17 protein-coding genes are annotated in these 15203 nt (G+C 68.7%); 14 read left to right on the top strand and 3 right to left on the bottom strand.

Annotation, left to right across the window (positions count from 1 at the left end):
- Position 1: 1 nt before the first annotated feature.
- Entirely contained in the window at positions 2 to 523 is a 522-nt protein-coding gene (locus ACFT7S_RS36740) for an AAA family ATPase (protein ID WP_382740278.1), read from the top strand.
- 80 nt (positions 524 to 603) lie between these two features.
- Here ACFT7S_RS36740 and ACFT7S_RS36735 read toward each other — a convergent pair whose 3' ends face one another.
- Together ACFT7S_RS36735 and ACFT7S_RS36730 are read right to left on the bottom strand one after the other, a co-directional pair.
- Entirely contained in the window at positions 604 to 1203 is a 600-nt protein-coding gene (locus ACFT7S_RS36735) for a Uma2 family endonuclease (protein ID WP_382740275.1), read from the bottom strand.
- A gap of 166 nt (positions 1204 to 1369) precedes the next feature.
- Positions 1370 to 1840 (bottom strand): ATP-binding protein, encoded by a 471-nt coding sequence (locus ACFT7S_RS36730; RefSeq protein WP_382740272.1) that lies wholly within the window; start codon positions 1838 to 1840, stop codon positions 1370 to 1372.
- 212 nt (positions 1841 to 2052) lie between these two features.
- Here ACFT7S_RS36730 and ACFT7S_RS36725 point away from each other — a divergent pair, with 212 nt between their 5' ends.
- The 13 genes from ACFT7S_RS36725 (at position 2053) to ACFT7S_RS36665 (ending at position 14488) form a co-directional block, all read left to right on the top strand.
- On the top strand, positions 2053 to 2904 hold the full coding sequence (locus tag ACFT7S_RS36725) for a Scr1 family TA system antitoxin-like transcriptional regulator (protein ID WP_382740269.1): 852 nt from the start codon (positions 2053 to 2055) through the stop codon (positions 2902 to 2904).
- A gap of 11 nt (positions 2905 to 2915) precedes the next feature.
- Complete coding sequence (locus ACFT7S_RS36720; protein WP_382740266.1) at positions 2916 to 3104, top strand: DUF397 domain-containing protein; 189 nt, start codon at positions 2916 to 2918, stop codon at positions 3102 to 3104.
- A complete protein-coding gene (locus ACFT7S_RS36715) occupies positions 3097 to 3318 on the top strand; it encodes a DUF397 domain-containing protein (protein ID WP_382740263.1) in 222 nt (73 codons plus the stop codon). The genes ACFT7S_RS36720 and ACFT7S_RS36715 overlap by 8 nt, the downstream gene beginning before the upstream one ends.
- Before the next feature lie 165 nt (positions 3319 to 3483).
- A complete protein-coding gene (locus ACFT7S_RS36710) occupies positions 3484 to 3753 on the top strand; it encodes a hypothetical protein (RefSeq protein ID WP_382740261.1) in 270 nt (89 codons plus the stop codon).
- A 15-nt stretch (positions 3754 to 3768) separates the two neighbouring features.
- Positions 3769 to 5337, top strand: coding sequence for a protein kinase (locus ACFT7S_RS36705; protein WP_382740318.1), 1569 nt, complete (start codon positions 3769 to 3771; stop codon positions 5335 to 5337).
- 80 nt (positions 5338 to 5417) lie between these two features.
- The gene (locus ACFT7S_RS36700) at positions 5418 to 6311 is read left to right on the top strand and encodes an aldo/keto reductase (RefSeq protein ID WP_382740258.1); all 894 of its coding nucleotides are present in this window, start codon (positions 5418 to 5420) and stop codon (positions 6309 to 6311) included.
- On the top strand, positions 6308 to 6967 hold the full coding sequence (locus ACFT7S_RS36695) for a DUF402 domain-containing protein (RefSeq protein ID WP_382740255.1): 660 nt from the start codon (positions 6308 to 6310) through the stop codon (positions 6965 to 6967). Before ACFT7S_RS36700 ends, ACFT7S_RS36695 begins: the two co-directional genes overlap by 4 nt.
- A 331-nt stretch (positions 6968 to 7298) precedes the next feature.
- Complete coding sequence (locus tag ACFT7S_RS36690) at positions 7299 to 7607, top strand: hypothetical protein (RefSeq protein ID WP_014047394.1); 309 nt, start codon at positions 7299 to 7301, stop codon at positions 7605 to 7607.
- A gap of 181 nt (positions 7608 to 7788) precedes the next feature.
- Positions 7789 to 8655 (top strand): hypothetical protein, encoded by an 867-nt coding sequence (locus ACFT7S_RS36685; RefSeq protein WP_382740252.1) that lies wholly within the window; start codon positions 7789 to 7791, stop codon positions 8653 to 8655.
- Positions 8645 to 9994: a hypothetical protein gene (locus tag ACFT7S_RS36680; RefSeq protein WP_382740249.1), complete on the top strand. Its 1350-nt coding sequence runs from the start codon at positions 8645 to 8647 to the stop codon at positions 9992 to 9994. Before ACFT7S_RS36685 ends, ACFT7S_RS36680 begins: the two co-directional genes overlap by 11 nt.
- Positions 9991 to 11541, top strand: a complete 1551-nt coding sequence (locus ACFT7S_RS36675; protein WP_382740246.1) for an SCO6880 family protein — start codon at positions 9991 to 9993, stop codon at positions 11539 to 11541. The genes ACFT7S_RS36680 and ACFT7S_RS36675 overlap by 4 nt, the downstream gene beginning before the upstream one ends.
- Before the next feature lie 54 nt (positions 11542 to 11595).
- Positions 11596 to 13014 (top strand): ATP-binding protein, encoded by a 1419-nt coding sequence (locus ACFT7S_RS36670; protein ID WP_382740243.1) that lies wholly within the window; start codon positions 11596 to 11598, stop codon positions 13012 to 13014.
- A gap of 1 nt (position 13015) precedes the next feature.
- A complete protein-coding gene (locus ACFT7S_RS36665; RefSeq protein ID WP_382740240.1) occupies positions 13016 to 14488 on the top strand; it encodes a type VI secretion protein in 1473 nt (490 codons plus the stop codon).
- A gap of 17 nt (positions 14489 to 14505) precedes the next feature.
- Here ACFT7S_RS36665 and ACFT7S_RS36660 read toward each other — a convergent pair whose 3' ends face one another.
- On the bottom strand, positions 14506 to 15063 hold the full coding sequence (locus tag ACFT7S_RS36660) for a GNAT family N-acetyltransferase (protein WP_382740237.1): 558 nt from the start codon (positions 15061 to 15063) through the stop codon (positions 14506 to 14508).
- Positions 15064 to 15203 lie beyond the last annotated feature (140 nt).

Genomic DNA, 15203 nt, shown 5'->3' with positions numbered 1-15203 from the left:
CATGATTATCTGGCTGAACGGCACCTTCGGCGCCGGCAAGACCACCACGGCCAAGGAGCTCACCGCCCGCATCCCCGACTCCCGGCTCTTCGACGCCGAGAAGGTCGGAGAGATGCTGTGGCACGTACTGGGCACTCCGCCCCGTGACTTCCAGGACTGGCCACCCTGGCGCGGCCTGGTCGTGGAGACGGCCCGGCAGCTCCTCGACCACGTGGGCGGGACGCTGGTCATCACGCAGACCGTCCTGAAGGAGCAGTACTGGCAGGAACTGAGCACCGGCCTGACCGCAGCCGGCATCCCGGTCCACCACTTCCTCCTGCACACCGACCACGACACGCTCGTCCACCGCATCGAGACCGACACCGCACCCGAGAGCGCCAACGCCCGCCAGTGGCGCCTGGATCACCTCGCCGCGTACACCGAAGCCCTGCCCTGGCTCCGCACGGCGGCCGACGTCATCGACACCACCGGCATACCGCCCACCCGCGTCGCCGAACTCGTCATCGAACGTCACGGTGCTTGATCAGCAAAGCTTCCCCGCAATAGGGCACAGCGCAGGCACACGCCCGGAGTCCGTGCAGGTCAGCCGATCAGGGGAGTTCGTCAGGAGCGGTCGGCGCCGCGTCCGGGCACGCCGTACAAGGGGAACGAGTCCGTGGCCACCGTGAGTTCCAGGGGCGGCGGCAAGGCAATGTCATCGCCGTGCTTGCCACGCTGCACCTGCTGATACGTACCGTTCCCGGGCCGCAGATGCACGGCCCACGTGCCGTACCGGGGATCGATGACGAGCAGCGCCTTCACCCCGGCCACCGCGTACCAGTCGTTCTTCTGGCCGATGTCCCTGGCCTTCTCCGACTGGGAGATGACCTCCACGGCCAGCTCGACGTCAGCCGCATCCGCCAGCCAGTTGTCGTCGTCGTCCCACGCCTCGGGCAACACGATGAGGTCCGGTGTCGCGTAGTCATCGGGATCGTCGGGCATGGCCACCGATGACACTTCGTACGCCGCCAGCCCCGCCGGGAGCCCCGGGTCCAGTTGCAGACGCAGCCGCCTGATCGTCCCGGCATGCTTTCCGCGAGGAGTCGGGGACATCACGAGGCTTCCGCCCAAGACCTGCACGCGCAGACCTGTCTGTTCTTCGATCTTCTCGGCGATCTCACGGAGGTTCCCCGGACGCGGGCGCAATGACGGCAAAGCAGACACGTTGGGTGGCCTCCGTCCCTGAGATGCGGGTTCAGTGGCTGCACGAACAGATTCGGAGGGAGGGCCCGAATCTCGTCCTGCGGCGATTCCACCGTACTGCCAGTCGTATCCGTAAGCCTCTGACATGAGGGTCCCCTCCCCAGTTCCATCGATCCACTACACACAGTTACAGTAGGTCGCCGCACTGACACTCCGGCTTCCAAGCGCACTCCACCCACAGCAGCTTCCCGCCCTGCCCCGGCAGGCCACCGCACATCGCGTACGCACCCCAGCTGTCGGCACACATCGATACGAGATGGAGCCCGCGCCCACGCTCGGACAGCGGTGACGACGCCCGTACGCCGCCGACGCCGCCCCTGGCGAAGGGCTCCGGGATCTCCGGATTGGTGTCCCACACGCCGAGCCGGACCCGCTGGCGCCCGGCGCCGCGCAGGCGGAGTGAGTACGGACCCGTCGAGTGCAGGTACGCGTTGGTGACCAGCTCGGTCGCCAGCAGTTCGGCTGTATCGGACAGTTCACGCATGCCGTGTACACGCAGGACGGCACGGAGCGTTGTCCGGGCCACGCCTGGTGCGCGTGGATCCTGCGGGAGTTGGAGGGTGTAGGCCCAGGGCGGCGTTACGGTGGCCAGGGTCATGGAAGTCTCCGATCACGGAGGGAAGTTGACTGAGGGTTCTTCGGTGCCCAGTGACGAGGCCGCTCCGTCGAGCGGGGTACTTCTGGGCGGTGGCCTGATCCACAGACTAGGGTTGCGCAAGTATCACTTGCACTAGTTGACCGTAATCCTTGAGTAGAACCACTCGTGTGAGTGACAAGCCCAACTCAGCTGATTTCAGGGGAGATTCCGAGATGGCAGGCAGGGCCGCCCCTACCGCGCGCCGCACACGCCTCGGGGCAGAGCTCCGCAAGCTGCGCGAGCGCGCAGGGATGACCACCACCCAGGCAGCCGACCTCCTGGGCACAAGCGCGGGTCAGCTCAGCAACATAGAGGTGGCACGATTCGGCGTCAGTGCCGAACGCGTACGAGTCGCCGCCCACACGTACTCCTGCACAGATCAGGCACTGATCGAAGCCCTGGCCACCATGACGGGTGACCGCAAACGCGGCTGGTGGGAGGAGTACCGGGAGATCCTGCCGCCCAAGCTTCTCGACCTGGCCGAGATCGAGCACCACGGCACGGGCCTGCAAGCGGCGCACAGCATCCACATCCCCGGGCTGTTGCAGACCATCGATCACGCGCGGGAGATCTACCGACAAGCCGTTCCCGAAATGTCCCCTCCAGAGATCGAGCACCGGGTTTCCTACCGCGTAAAGCGCCAGGCAGTGCTGTATCGGGACGACGCCGTTCCGTACCGCGCCCTCATCCACGAAGCCGCCCTCCGCATGAGGTTCGGCGGCCCCGATGTGGCCCGTGCTCAGCTCCTGCATCTGCTCAAGCTGAGCGAGCAGGCCCACGTGACGATCCGTGTGATCCCCTTCGAGGTCACGTACTACCCGGGCTCGGGCCAGTCCGTGTACTACGTGCAGGGTTCCGTGCCCGCGCTCGATACCGCGCAGCTCGACCAGTCCCACGGCCCGGTGTTCATCGACTCCGAGGCCCAACTGACGCAGTACCGCCTCCTGCTCGAACGACTCGACGCAGCAGCGCTGAGCAGCGCCAAGTCCCGAGACCTTGTCCGCAAGATCGCCCAGGAACTATGAAGGGAACAAACATGACCACCTCCGCCTGGCAGCGGTCCTCCTACTGCGCGCAGGGCGAAGCCTGCGTTCACGTCGCCACCCACCAGGGAACGGTCAGCCTGACCGAAAGCAGCGACCCCACCGGCGCGATACTCCGCACCACGCCCTCCGCGTGGGCCGCCCTCGTCCAGTCCGTCAAGCGAAACCAGACCCATGGCTGACGGCATCCCCACCGACCTCACCTGGACCCGCGCCGCCCCCGAGGACGCAGAAGGCCCCGGCCCCTGGATCGAGATCGCGTTCGGGGCAGCCAACGATCTCGTCTACCTCCGCGAGACCAGCGACCCCGGCACCGTCGTCACGACCACCCGGACCAAATGGGACGCCTTCACCAAGGGCGTACAGGCCGGCGAGTTCGACCACTTCGCCGACTGAGCAGACGAGCTTCGGACCGATGCCGGGCGCAAAAGGGCCCTCAAAGTGCCGCAATCTCAAGGGACTTGGCATGCCCGCCAGAACCACACACCCCTCCGCCAACCTATGGCCATGCACGGGGGACTGGAAAATAGCTCTGACCTGAGTGGCAGCGGAGCCAGGCCGTTGGAGCCGCGTGATCCACGGCGCATCGGCTCGTTACGACTGCTCGCGGTTCTCGGGTCCGGGGGCATGGGCCGGGTCTATCTCGGCGCCACTTCGGAGAACAAGGGACAGGCGGGGCATTACGCCGCGGTCAAGCAAGTGCTGCCCGCCCTGGCCGAGGACGAGGAGTTCCTGCGCCACTTCGGGCAGGAGCTCGACAATCTGGGCAGGCTGCCCGCCGGCATCAGCGCGCGGCTGCTGGCGAGTGACCGCACCGCCCAACCACCGTAGTTCGCCACCGAGTACATTCCCGGCATCACCCTCAGCGACGCGTTGCGGCTGCACGACGGCCCGCTGCCAGGCGATGCCCTGTGGCGGCTGCTCCGCGACGCGGCGTCGGGCCTTCGCGCGGTGCACGCCGCCGGCATCGTGCACCGCGACCTCAAGCCGTCCAACGTCATGCTGACGCTCGACGGCGTGACGCTCATCGACTTCGGAGTGGCGCGGGCGGCCGATCAGAGCCGGCTGACCAAGACGGGCATGGTCGTCGGGGCGCCTGCCTACATGGCTCCGGAACAGGCAGTCGCGAGCCGCCGGTTGACCGGCGCGGTGGATGTCTTCGCGCTCGGCAGCCTGCTGCTGTTCGCGGCGAACGGCCGCCCGCCCTTCGGGGACGGTTCCGGGCTCGATCTGCTGTACCGCATCGTCCACGAAGAGCCCGACTTCGGCCGGATGCCCGAGACCCATCCGGACCTGGCCGCCATCGCCAAGTCCTGCCTCGCCAAGGACCCCGCGGACAGGCCGACGACCGACGAACTCTTCGCCCTCGCCGCAGGCCATGTACCCACCGCCTCGTCCTCACTGTGGCCGCCCGTCGTCACGGACCGGATCACCGAGCGGGAAGCCTTCGCCACGAACCCGCCCGCACCGGAGACGCCGCCACCGGCATCGTCCGATGAGACCGACGGCGAGCCCACCCCCGCCGCGATCGCGATCCCCGAAGCGCCCCCGGCCGAGCCTGCTTCCACCACTCCTCCCAAGGCGCATCCGCGACGCCGACGGGTGCTGATCTTCGCGCTGCCTGTCGTAGTGGTCACGGGCACAACCCTGACGGTCGCCCTCACGCCCCTCGAGTTACCTGTGTTCGGCGCACGCCCCGGCTCCTCGTCACCCCCGACGCCCGGCACACCGTCCGACGCGACGGCAGGAGGCCACTCCTCGAAACCCACCACGCCTTCGTCGGGCCCCTCGGGCTCAAAGAAGGACCCGAACGCCGCATCGTCGCCCGCCGCCCCGAAGGGCGGCGACGCGGGTGGAGCCGGGGCGGGGGCCGGGGCCGGTGACACGAACGGCTCCGGCGGTTCGAGCGGCTCCAGCACCTCGGGAGCGTCGAATTCCTCCGGGGGTTCGGGAACCCCCGACGGCCCCGCCGATGACGAGACCCCGTCACAACCCGTGCCTTCCGGGAAGTTCTTCCTCAAGAACTCCTCCCACGGCCGATGCATTGCGGAGTCCGTTTCCCCGTACGGAGGGAACGACATGACGGCCCAGGAATGCGGCGCCCCGTCGAAGAACGGGACCACGATGAACTACACCTGGGCGTACTCACCCCGCGCGGACGGAACCCTCCGTATCGTCAACAAGGGGTCGGGCAAATGCCTTGAGGCGAAGAACTACGCCGGCTCCGGCATCGAGACCTGCACCAGCTCCGCGACCCAGGCCTGGACGATCAGCACCAAGACCTCGAACGGTCACACCCTCAAAAGCGTCAGCGATGGTACGTGCCTCAGCATGACCAGTTATAACGCCATGCCCGGAGCGACGTGCGATCCCCAGGACAGCTCGCAGCTCTGGCTCGACAGCACTCCTGTCTGAGCCATCCCCCTGACCATCCCTGGCCGCCCCCTTTCCCGCACTCCCCGCACGACGTCGACGACCAGTGACAGAATCCTCTGATGACCTCAGAGGGAACGATCAACGCAGCCGCCGCAGGCACCTGGAAGCTGGGTGACCTGCCGGTCAACCGGATCGGGTTCGGCGCCATGCGCCTGACGCAGTACGGCGAGGCGCTCACGGCCGAAGCCACGTCCAGCGATCGCGGGCGCGCGATCACCGTGCTGCGCCGCGCGATCGAACTCGGCGTGAACCACATCGACACGGCCGCCTTCTACTTCTCGCCCCTGCGTTCCGCCAACGAGCTGATCAACCACGCGCTCGCCCCCTACCCGGACGACCTCGTCATCGTCACCAAGGTCGGACCGGGCCGGGACCCCTCGGGCGAGTGGATGGACCACGCCACCCCGGAGCAGCTGCGCGGCCAGGTCGAGGAGAACCTGCGCCAGCTCGGCCGCGACCATCTCGATGTCGTGAACCTGCGCATCGTCGGCACCGGTTCGATCGCCGAGCGCTTCGGCGTGCTGGCCGACCTTCGCGATGCCGGCCTCATCCGCCACCTCGGCCTCTCCAACATCACCCCCGAGCACCTCGCTGAGGCCCAGGCCATCGCGCCAGTCGTCTGCGTACAGAACATGTACGGCATCGGCGCGCGGCCCGATCAGGCCGAGTTCCTGCGCACGTGCGGTGAGCAGGGGGTCGCGTTCGTTCCGTTCTATGCGATCGCGGGCGCCGGGCGCGAGGCAGGTGCGGGCAGCACTGACAGCGAGCAGGTACTGGCCGTCGCACGCGCCCACGGGGCGTCGGCCGCACAGATCCGGCTGGCCTGGACCCTGCACCAGGGACCGCACGTCCTGGCCATCCCCGGCACCGGCAACCCGGACCACCTTGCCGACAACGTGGCCGCCGGCACGATCGAGCTCTCCGCGGACGACCTGGCCCTGCTCTCCCCGTGACCGGCCCACCCGACAGCACGACCGGCCCACCTCCCGGCGAACCCGGGAGCGTCCTCCGCTGGAACCTCTTCATCGGCGGCCACCTGAGCTCATCGGTTCCCGTACGCCTCGTCGAGCGCACGGCGGAAGGCCAGCTGGTCTGGCTGGAATACGGGACACCCATGTGGCGTACGGAACTGCCGGGCGGCGCCCACCTCCGGGACATCCCCCCGCATGAGCGCCCGGCCCACGGATACCCCGTCACGGCCGACCGCTGGCCGATGGGCAGCGCCCTCATCCATCAGCCCTCGGGGGCCGGCCACGCCGTGTTCTGGTTCTTCGGGCGGAACCAGAAGTTCCGCGGCTGGTACGTCAACCTGGAACACCGGGTCCACCACGGCGAGGACATCGACGTCGCCGACCACGAACTCGACGTCAACGTGGCCCCGGACCGCAGCTGGCGCTGGAAGGACGAGCAGTCGTTCGCCGACAAGACCGACCACCCCGCCTACTGGTCGGCCGGAGAAGCGGTGGCTATCAGGGCCGAAGGAGTACGAGTGGTACGGCTCGCCGAGACCGGCGCCTTCCCGTTCGACGGCACCTGGTGCGACTTCAAGCCACCGTCGCACTGGCGAACACCCCGACGCACCACGGCCCCCTGCCGCACCGTCCTCTGACGGCACGTCGGCGGAGTTCACCGGCGCGACAACGGCTCTCGAACGGCGCGTACGAACCCCGCGCCCGGGCCGAACGCTGCAACCGCATCAGGAACCCGAGGCCATCCTCGTTGCTCGTGGTCACACCCCGTGATACACAGAGTAACCATGCATATGCGCGCAGATGGTGGCACGAGTCGCAGGTCAGGACGGTCGTCCCGGTCAAACGTGCGAGATCCGGGTAAAGAGACCGGGAAGGCGTCGTACGGGCGCGGTTTCATCAGCGAAGATAGAAGGCGACCCGTGCCGGACGGCACGGGCTGCGAACTACCCAACAGGGGCGGTGACTTACATGATCCTGGCAGCTGAAAAGGGCGACATCACCACCATCATCGGCGGAATCGCCCCGAACTGGGGGCCGTTCGGGACCCTCGGCAACGAGGCGCGCATCATGATCGAGGTGGTGATGGCCGTAGCCATCCTGCTCTGTCTCGGCATCGCGATCTGGGGCGCGGCCAAGCAACGCATCGGCGCGACGGCCCTGCGCGACACATTCAGCGCCGAACAGGGCAAGGGCCTGATCGTGGCCGGACTCACGGGCGTCTTCATCATCGGATCGCTCGGCACCCTGTTCACCATTGTGTACGGCATGGCGGTCTGACCCGACGCCATCCGTCCCACCCCGGGCCGTCCCTGCCCACCTCACACCATCCGTCCGTCGTGCCCACCGGCTGAGGTTGCGTCTCCCTGATGTCCAGTCACCACACCGCGCATGCGCGGCAACCAGCACAGCTACCGTCGTACTACGCGGCACTGCAGACGGCTGAGGGGGCGTACGCGGCATGAGCCAGGGCGACGATCAGGGCTACGGCGGCGATTCGGGCGGCCGCAGCGACGACCCGTACAGCACGCTGGGCGGCACCCGCCAGACCCGCACACGCCTCCCCGACGGCGACGGCGGCGACCACGGCCGCCGCCCCGCCCGCACCTCCCGCTCCCTCGTCACGGTGGTCGGCGTGGTCGTCCTCCTCATCGCCGCCATCGCGTTCGCGAACCGCGGCGGAGGCAGTAACGACGAGGCATCCGACGGCAACGCGAAAAAGCCGGGCACCACAGGAACGGGCCCCACGGCCGCCACGGGCACCAAGCCGGTCCAGGGCAAGAACGGCACCATCCCCTCAGGCTTCGCCCACGACGAACAGGGGGCGCAGAGCGCGGCGGCGAACTATGCGGTGGCGCTGGGGTCTGCGGGGATGTTCGACAAGGCAGAGCGCGACACCATTCTTGATGGTGTCATCGCTCCATCCTCTGTAGAGAAGTTCCGCTCCACGCTGGACAAGGCGTACTCGGGCACGTTCTTCAGGAACGTGGGACTCAACGAGGACGGCTCCACCCCTGACGGGTTCACCTTCGTCTCCCGCACCATGCCAATCGGTACGAAGGTGACCAGAACTTCTGGTGACCAATCCACCGTGGAAGTTTGGTGCGCCGGCCTGATCGGGCTGGCGGGCGAAGGATCTACCAAGCCTGTAACCAATGGCTGGTTCACCATCACGATGGAGTTGGTGTGGATCGGCGGCGACTGGAAGGCCGTCACCCATTCCCAGAAGGACGGCCCCGCTCCAGTTGGTGGCGATACACGGGCGTCCAGCGCTGACGAGATCGCCGGTGCAGTCAATGGGTTTGGAGGCTTCACCTATGCCCGTTAATCCACACCGCTACGCGAAGTGGGCCGCGGCCACCTTCGCCGCGGTGCAGGCATCTGTCATCCTGCTGGCCACGAGAGCTGCCGCGGCTCCGACGCCTACGCCGAGCCCGAGCAACAACCCTTGCGACCTCATTCATGGACCCGCCAAGGACTACTGCGAAGGCGACGACGCCGGCGGCTCCGCCCGCCGCGCCCCCACCACCACAGACGACGCCCTGGACCCCCTCTCCTCCCTCGCCCGCGGCTGCGCCGACGCCGCCTCCTGGATCGTCGGCAAGCTCAGCGAGGCCGTGAAGAGCACCGCGAACGTCGACTTCACCAACCCCACGTTCCTCCAGCAGTACGCGGTCGTCTTCGCGGCCTCCACCATCCTGACCCTCGTCCTGTGGCTGCTCGCCGTAGCCAAGCGCGCCATCCGCGGCGTGCCGCTCACCACCGCCCTCTCCGAGGCGGTCGGCTTCCTCTGGCTGACGGTCCTCGCCTCCGCCTTCACCCCGCTCATCCTCTACACCATCGTCTCCGCCACCGACGGAGTCACCGAAGTCATCTCCGCCGCGAGCGGCAGCCAGACGGACGTCTTCTTCGGATCGTTCGCCAAGGCCCTCGAGAAGGGCGACGACATCGGCGGCGGACCGATCATGCTGATCGTCGTCTCGCTCGTATCGATCCTCGCCGCCGGAGTCCTGTGGCTGGAGCTCGTGATCCGGGCCGCCCTGCTCTACGTCGGCGCCCTCCTCGGAGTCGTCGTCTACGCCGGGCTCGTCGACAAGAACATGTGGGGCCACGTCCGCCGCTGGGCGGGCATCATGATCGCGGTAATCATGGTCAAACCGGTCATCGTCATCGTGCTCGGCCTCGCCGGCGCCCTCTCCCAGGACGAAGGCCCGGACGCCTTCTCCGCCGTCGTCTCCGGCCTCTCCATCATCCTGCTGGCCATCTTCGCGTCCGCCATGATCTACCGCTTCGTCCCCGGCTTCGGCGACGAGATCCAGGGCGCCCGCACCAACCGCAAGCAGGCCACCGACGGTTCCCAGGCCGCAGCCCTGATCAGTTCCCCCGCCGCCCTCGTCTCCCAGGGCATCAAGACCCACAGCGGCCGGAACGACCAGAACAGCGGCGGAGGCGGCGGAGGCGCCCGCTCCGCCAACCCGGCCAGCGGCGGCGTCGCCGCCCACAGCTCCCGCAGCACCGGCGGCAGCGGCGGAGGCGGGTCCGCCGCTGCACCCCCGCCCCGCAGCGGTTCCGGTCCCACCTCCGGAACCCCCCACAGCAGCCGCTCCGCACGGGGCGGCAGTTCAGGCAGCACAGGTAACAACAGCACAGGAGGTGGCGGGCGTTGACGACCCAGTCCCACACCATCGCGCCCCGCCGTACGTATCTCATCGGCCGCGCCCGGCCCAACGCCATCGTCGGCAAGAACCGCGAGACCGGCGAGATCGCCCTGATCATCGGCGGCGCGTTCCTCGGCATGATGAGCGGGCTGATCGTCCCCGTCCTGTCCCTGCGGATCGTGCTCCTCATGGGCTTCCCGCTGCTGGCCCTCGCCATCGTGTACGTCCCGTACAAGCACCGGACGTTCTACAAATGGTTCGAGATCAACCGCAGCTTCAAGCGGTCCCTGCGCCGGGGCACCGTCTACCGTTCCTCCGCCATGGAAGCCGGCGTCAGCGCCGACGGCCGTGAGGTCGAGATCGGCCCGCCCCCCGGCATCGGCCGGATCAGCTGGCTCGCGGCCCCCTTCGGCCCCGACGAGATCGCCGTACTCCTGCACGCCGACCGGCGTACGGTCACCGCCGCCATCGAGATCGAGGGCCCCGGCGTCGGCCTGCGCGACAGCGAGGACCAGGAAGCCCTGGTCGACCGCTTCGGCACCCTCCTCAAGCACGTGGCGAACGGCGACGGCTTCGTCACCCGCCTCCAGATGCTGGCCCGCACCCTGCCCGCCGACCCCGACGCCCACGCCAAGGACGTCGCCCAGCGCGGCGACAAGTCGTCCCCCGGCTGGCTCCAGGAGTCATACGACCAGCTCCAGTCGATGGTCTCCACCTCCAGCGAGCAGCACCGCGCCTACCTCGTCGCCTGCATGCACTACAGCCGCGAACTGGCCGCCGAGGCCAACGCCATGGCCCGCGCGGCCCGCCCGCACGGCGGCCGCAAACTCGACCGCGACTCCGGCCTCGCCGTCGTCATGGCGCGCGAGCTCACCGACATCTGCGCCCGCCTCGCCGAAGCAGACATCCGGGTACGCCAGCCGCTCGGCCAGAGCCGCCTCGCCTCCCTCGTGCACTCCATGTACGACCCCGACCACCCCATCGACCACATCCAGGCGATGACCAAGCGCAACGCCTGGCCGGCCGAACTGGACGCCGTCGAGCCGATGTTCCTCCAGGCCAAGACCCGCGAGTCCACCACCCGCGCCCCCTGGTGCCACGCCACGGCCTGGGTGAAGGAGTGGCCGATGACCCCCATCGGCGTCAACTTCCTGGCCCCGCTCCTCGTCCACACGCCGGACGTCATCCGTACGGTCGCGGTCTGCATGGACCTCGAACCCACCGAGGTCGCCATCGAGCGCATGCTGACGGAGAAGACGAACGACGAGGCCGAAGCGAGCCGCCAGGCCAAGATGAACCGGACCGTCGACCCGCGCGACATCGCGGCCCACGGGCGACTCGACCAGCGGGGTGAAGATCTGGCCAGCGGTGCGGCCGGAGTGAACCTGGTGGGGTACATCACCGTGTCGTCCCGTTCACCAGAGGCCCTCGCCCGCGACAAGCGGACGATCCGGGCCTCGGCCGGCAAGTCCTATCTGAAGCTGGAGTGGTGCGACCGCGAGCACCACCGCGCGTTCGTGAACACCCTGCCGTTCGCCACCGGCATCCGCCGCTGACGGACCCGCACACCCACCACGTACCGCGAGACCGAGAGGGAGGTCATTCACGCCATGCGAGATCCGCTGTCCGCGTTGTCGGACGCCTTTACCGCCTTCCTCTTCGGGAAGGTCGAGACGACCCGGCTGCCCGTCCGTACGTCGACGGGCCAGGCCCAGGCCGTCTATCTGCCGACCGCCGCCCCCGGCCTCGGCGACTCCGGCGTGATCATCGGACGCGAGGTATACTCCGGCAAGGGCTACATCTACGACCCCTTCCAGCTGTACGGACAGCAGCTGCCCGCCCCGCACTGGCTGGTGCTCGGCGAGTCCGGCAACGGCAAGTCCGCGCTGGAGAAGACGTACGTGCTCCGCCAGCTCCGCTTCCGCGACCGCCAGGTCGTCGTCCTGGACGCCCAGGGCGAGGACGGGGTCGGCGAGTGGAACCTCATCGCCGAGGAGCTGGGCATAACCCCCATCCGGCTCGACCCGACCGCCGCCCTCAACGGCGGCATCCGGCTCAACCCGCTCGACCCGGCGATCACCACGACCGGCCAGCTCGCCCTGCTCCGTACGATCATCGAAGTCGCCATGGGCCACGGCCTCGACGAACGCTCCGGCTTCGCGCTGAAGGTCGCCCACGCGTTCGTGAACGACACCATCACCGACCGCCAGCCGGTCCTCATGGACATCGTGGAGCAACTGCGCCACCCGAAGCCCGAGTCCGCCGAGGCGATGAACGTCGACATAGACGACGTACGGGCCTGGGGCCTGGATGTCGCCCTCGTCCTGGACCGCCTCGTCGACGGTGACCTGCGCGGCATGTTCGACGGACCGACGACGGTCGGCATCGACCTCGACGCGCCCCTGATCGTCTTCGACCTCTCGCACATCGACCGCAACTCGATCGCGATGCCGATCCTGATGGCGATCGTCGGCGTGTGGCTGGAGCACACCTGGATCAGGCCCGACCGGAAGAAGCGCATCTTCCTGGTCGAGGAGGCCTGGCACATCATCAACTCCCCGTTCGTCGCCCAGCTCTTCCAGCGACTGCTGAAGTTCGGCCGACGCCTCGGCCTGTCCTTCGTCGCCGTCGTCCACCACCTCAGTGACGTGGTCGACGGAGCCGCGGCCCGGGAAGCCGCGGCGATCCTCAAAATGGCGTCGACGCGCACGATCTACGCCCAGAAGGCCGACGAGGCGAGAGCCACCGGGAAGGTGATCGGCCTGCCCAGGTGGGCCGTCGAGATCATCCCGACCCTCACCCCCGGCATCGCCGTCTGGGACGTCAACGGCAACGTACAGGTGGTCAAACACCTCATCACCGAAGCCGAACGCCCCCTCGTCTACACGGACCGCGCGATGACCGAGGGCTCCGCGAACGATCTGCTCCCCGAGGACGTACGAGCCGCCGAGCTGGAGGCGGAGCAACGGGCAGTCCGAATCGAGCACCAGCAGCGGATGGACGAGTCGTCCGAGTCAACGGTGGCCTGACGTGGCGGGGAGCACGTCGAGCAGAGAGGAACGCGGCACCGGCGGCCTCCCGGACGGGCTGCTCGTCGGCCTCCTGGGCCTCCTGTTCGGGCTGACGGTCCTCGGCTGGACGGCCACAGCACTGGCCGGCCTGTTCGCCCACGGCGCCTGGCCGCAGGGCATCACGTTCACCCGGACACCCCTGGCCCTGCGCGCCCTGGCCACCGACCCGCAGAACCTCCCGGGCGCCTGGCCCGAAACCCCGCCGGGTGAGCTCTCCGGGTACGGGCTGTTCTGGGGCCTGTTCATCGGCGAACTGATGGTGCTCCTGGTGCTGACGGTGTTCGTCCTGGGGGTCACGGCCCGCTGGCGCGTCGTACGGGAGACCCGCCGCAACGCACGGCACGCCCAGCCCCAGGAAGCCCCCGCTCCCGTACAGGAGCGCCCGGCCGCCCCAACCCCCACATTGATCAAATCCACCCCCGAGCCGACCGCCGCGACCCCCACGACACCCGTCACCCCCACCCCACTCACCCCACTCGTCCCTTCCCCCCGCACCCCGCACCTCGTCTACGGCCCCGCGGCCACCCGCCGCCCCGCGGCCGTCCAGGCCATCCTGGACGCCGACGGCCCCGTCCTCGTGGTGACCTCCGACCCCACGGTCTGGGCCGAGACGAAGGACGCCCGCGGCAAGCTCGGCCCGGTCCTCGTCTACGACCCCGGTCACCTCTGCGACACCCCGGCCCGCCTCCACTGGTCCCCCACGGCCGGCTGCGAGGAACCCGACGTCGCCGCAGCCCGCGCCACCGCACTCCTCGCCCCTGTACGCCCGCAGGCCCGCATAGACACGGCCACGGCGGACACCGCCGAGACGCTCCTGAAGTGCTGGCTGCACGCCGCCGCCGTCGACGGCCGCCCCTTCCGCCAGGTCCACCGCTGGGCCCTCGGCGGCAACGCCCACGAGGCCGTACGACTCCTCCGTACGCACCCCAAGGCCGCATCCGGAATCGCCGGCCTGCTGGAGTCCGCGCTCACCGCCTACCCCGAACGCCGGGAGCTCGCCCAGGAACTGACGGTACGGGCCTTCGCCGCCTTGTCCTCGGTCCACATCCGCGAGGCCTGCACACCGAACCGAGCGGATTCGCTCGCACTGGAATCATTTACGGGTGAAGGGGGAACGCTGTATGTGGTCGGTGAACCCATCGAGGACCCCCGATCCCGCCCCGGTGCAATGCCTCTGCTCACTGCACTGTCCTCATACGTGGTCGAGCACGGCCGCCGCATGGCCGCACGGTCAACCGACGGTCGGCTCGACCCACCAATGACGCTCGTCCTCGACGACGTCGCGGCCGTCGCTCCGCTTCCCCAGCTTCCGGAGCTGCTGTCGACCGGTCAGGACCAGGGCCTGCCCCCTCTGGTCCTGCTCCGCTCACAGGAACAGGGCCGCGCCCGCTGGCGCCAACCCCTTGAGACCCCCAGTCCGGGAATCCACTAGACAGGCACGATCGCCCGTTACTGCCGAGCCCGCTCGATCACATACTCGAGTTCCCGGGCAGCCGGGTCATGCGGTACGGACACGGACTGCCCCGACGGTACGAAGCCGATCCTGCGGTAAGCGCCCGCGGCCCGCGGATTTCCCTCGTGCACATAGAGCCGCACGCGCTCGATACGCGGCTCGGCCAGCGACCAGGACCAGTCGATCGCGGTACGGAACAACTCGTCCGCCAGACCGTTCCCCCGGTCCTGCTTGTGCACGAAGACTCCGACCACGTGAGCCTGGTCGACCTCGGCGGCCGCCCCGAACCGTGTATCGCCGCCCGGCCGCTCCACCAGGACCGTCACGGTGCCGGCAAGGGCACCGTCGGGCCGTTCGGCGATGAACTGCCGCACCGCGACACCCTCGGCCGCATCGGCCGTCCGCTGCTGCCAGAACGCGTCGGGCCGGGCCACCGCGTCCTCGTACGTCTCAAGAAAGGCGACTGGTGCCATCGGGTCCTGAAGGGCGGCCAGCCGGAGTTCCTTGGCCGACTGCCAGTCCTCGGCGCTTACGGCTCGAATCACATAGTCCATTGGCAGATCCTGCCCCGCCGGTCATGACCTGCGCAAACAATATGTGAACGCAGAAAAGCCCCGTGCCACAAGGGCACGGGGCTTTCCCGGAATAATTGTTCGGCGGCGTCCTACTCTCCCACAGGGTCCCCCCTGCAGTA

Origin of the sequence: Streptomyces sp. NPDC057136, assembly GCF_042670885.1 — a bacterium.
In the GTDB taxonomy this organism is placed as follows: domain Bacteria; phylum Actinomycetota; class Actinomycetes; order Streptomycetales; family Streptomycetaceae; genus Streptomyces.
This window is presented reverse-complemented; position numbering and strand designations above follow the sequence as displayed.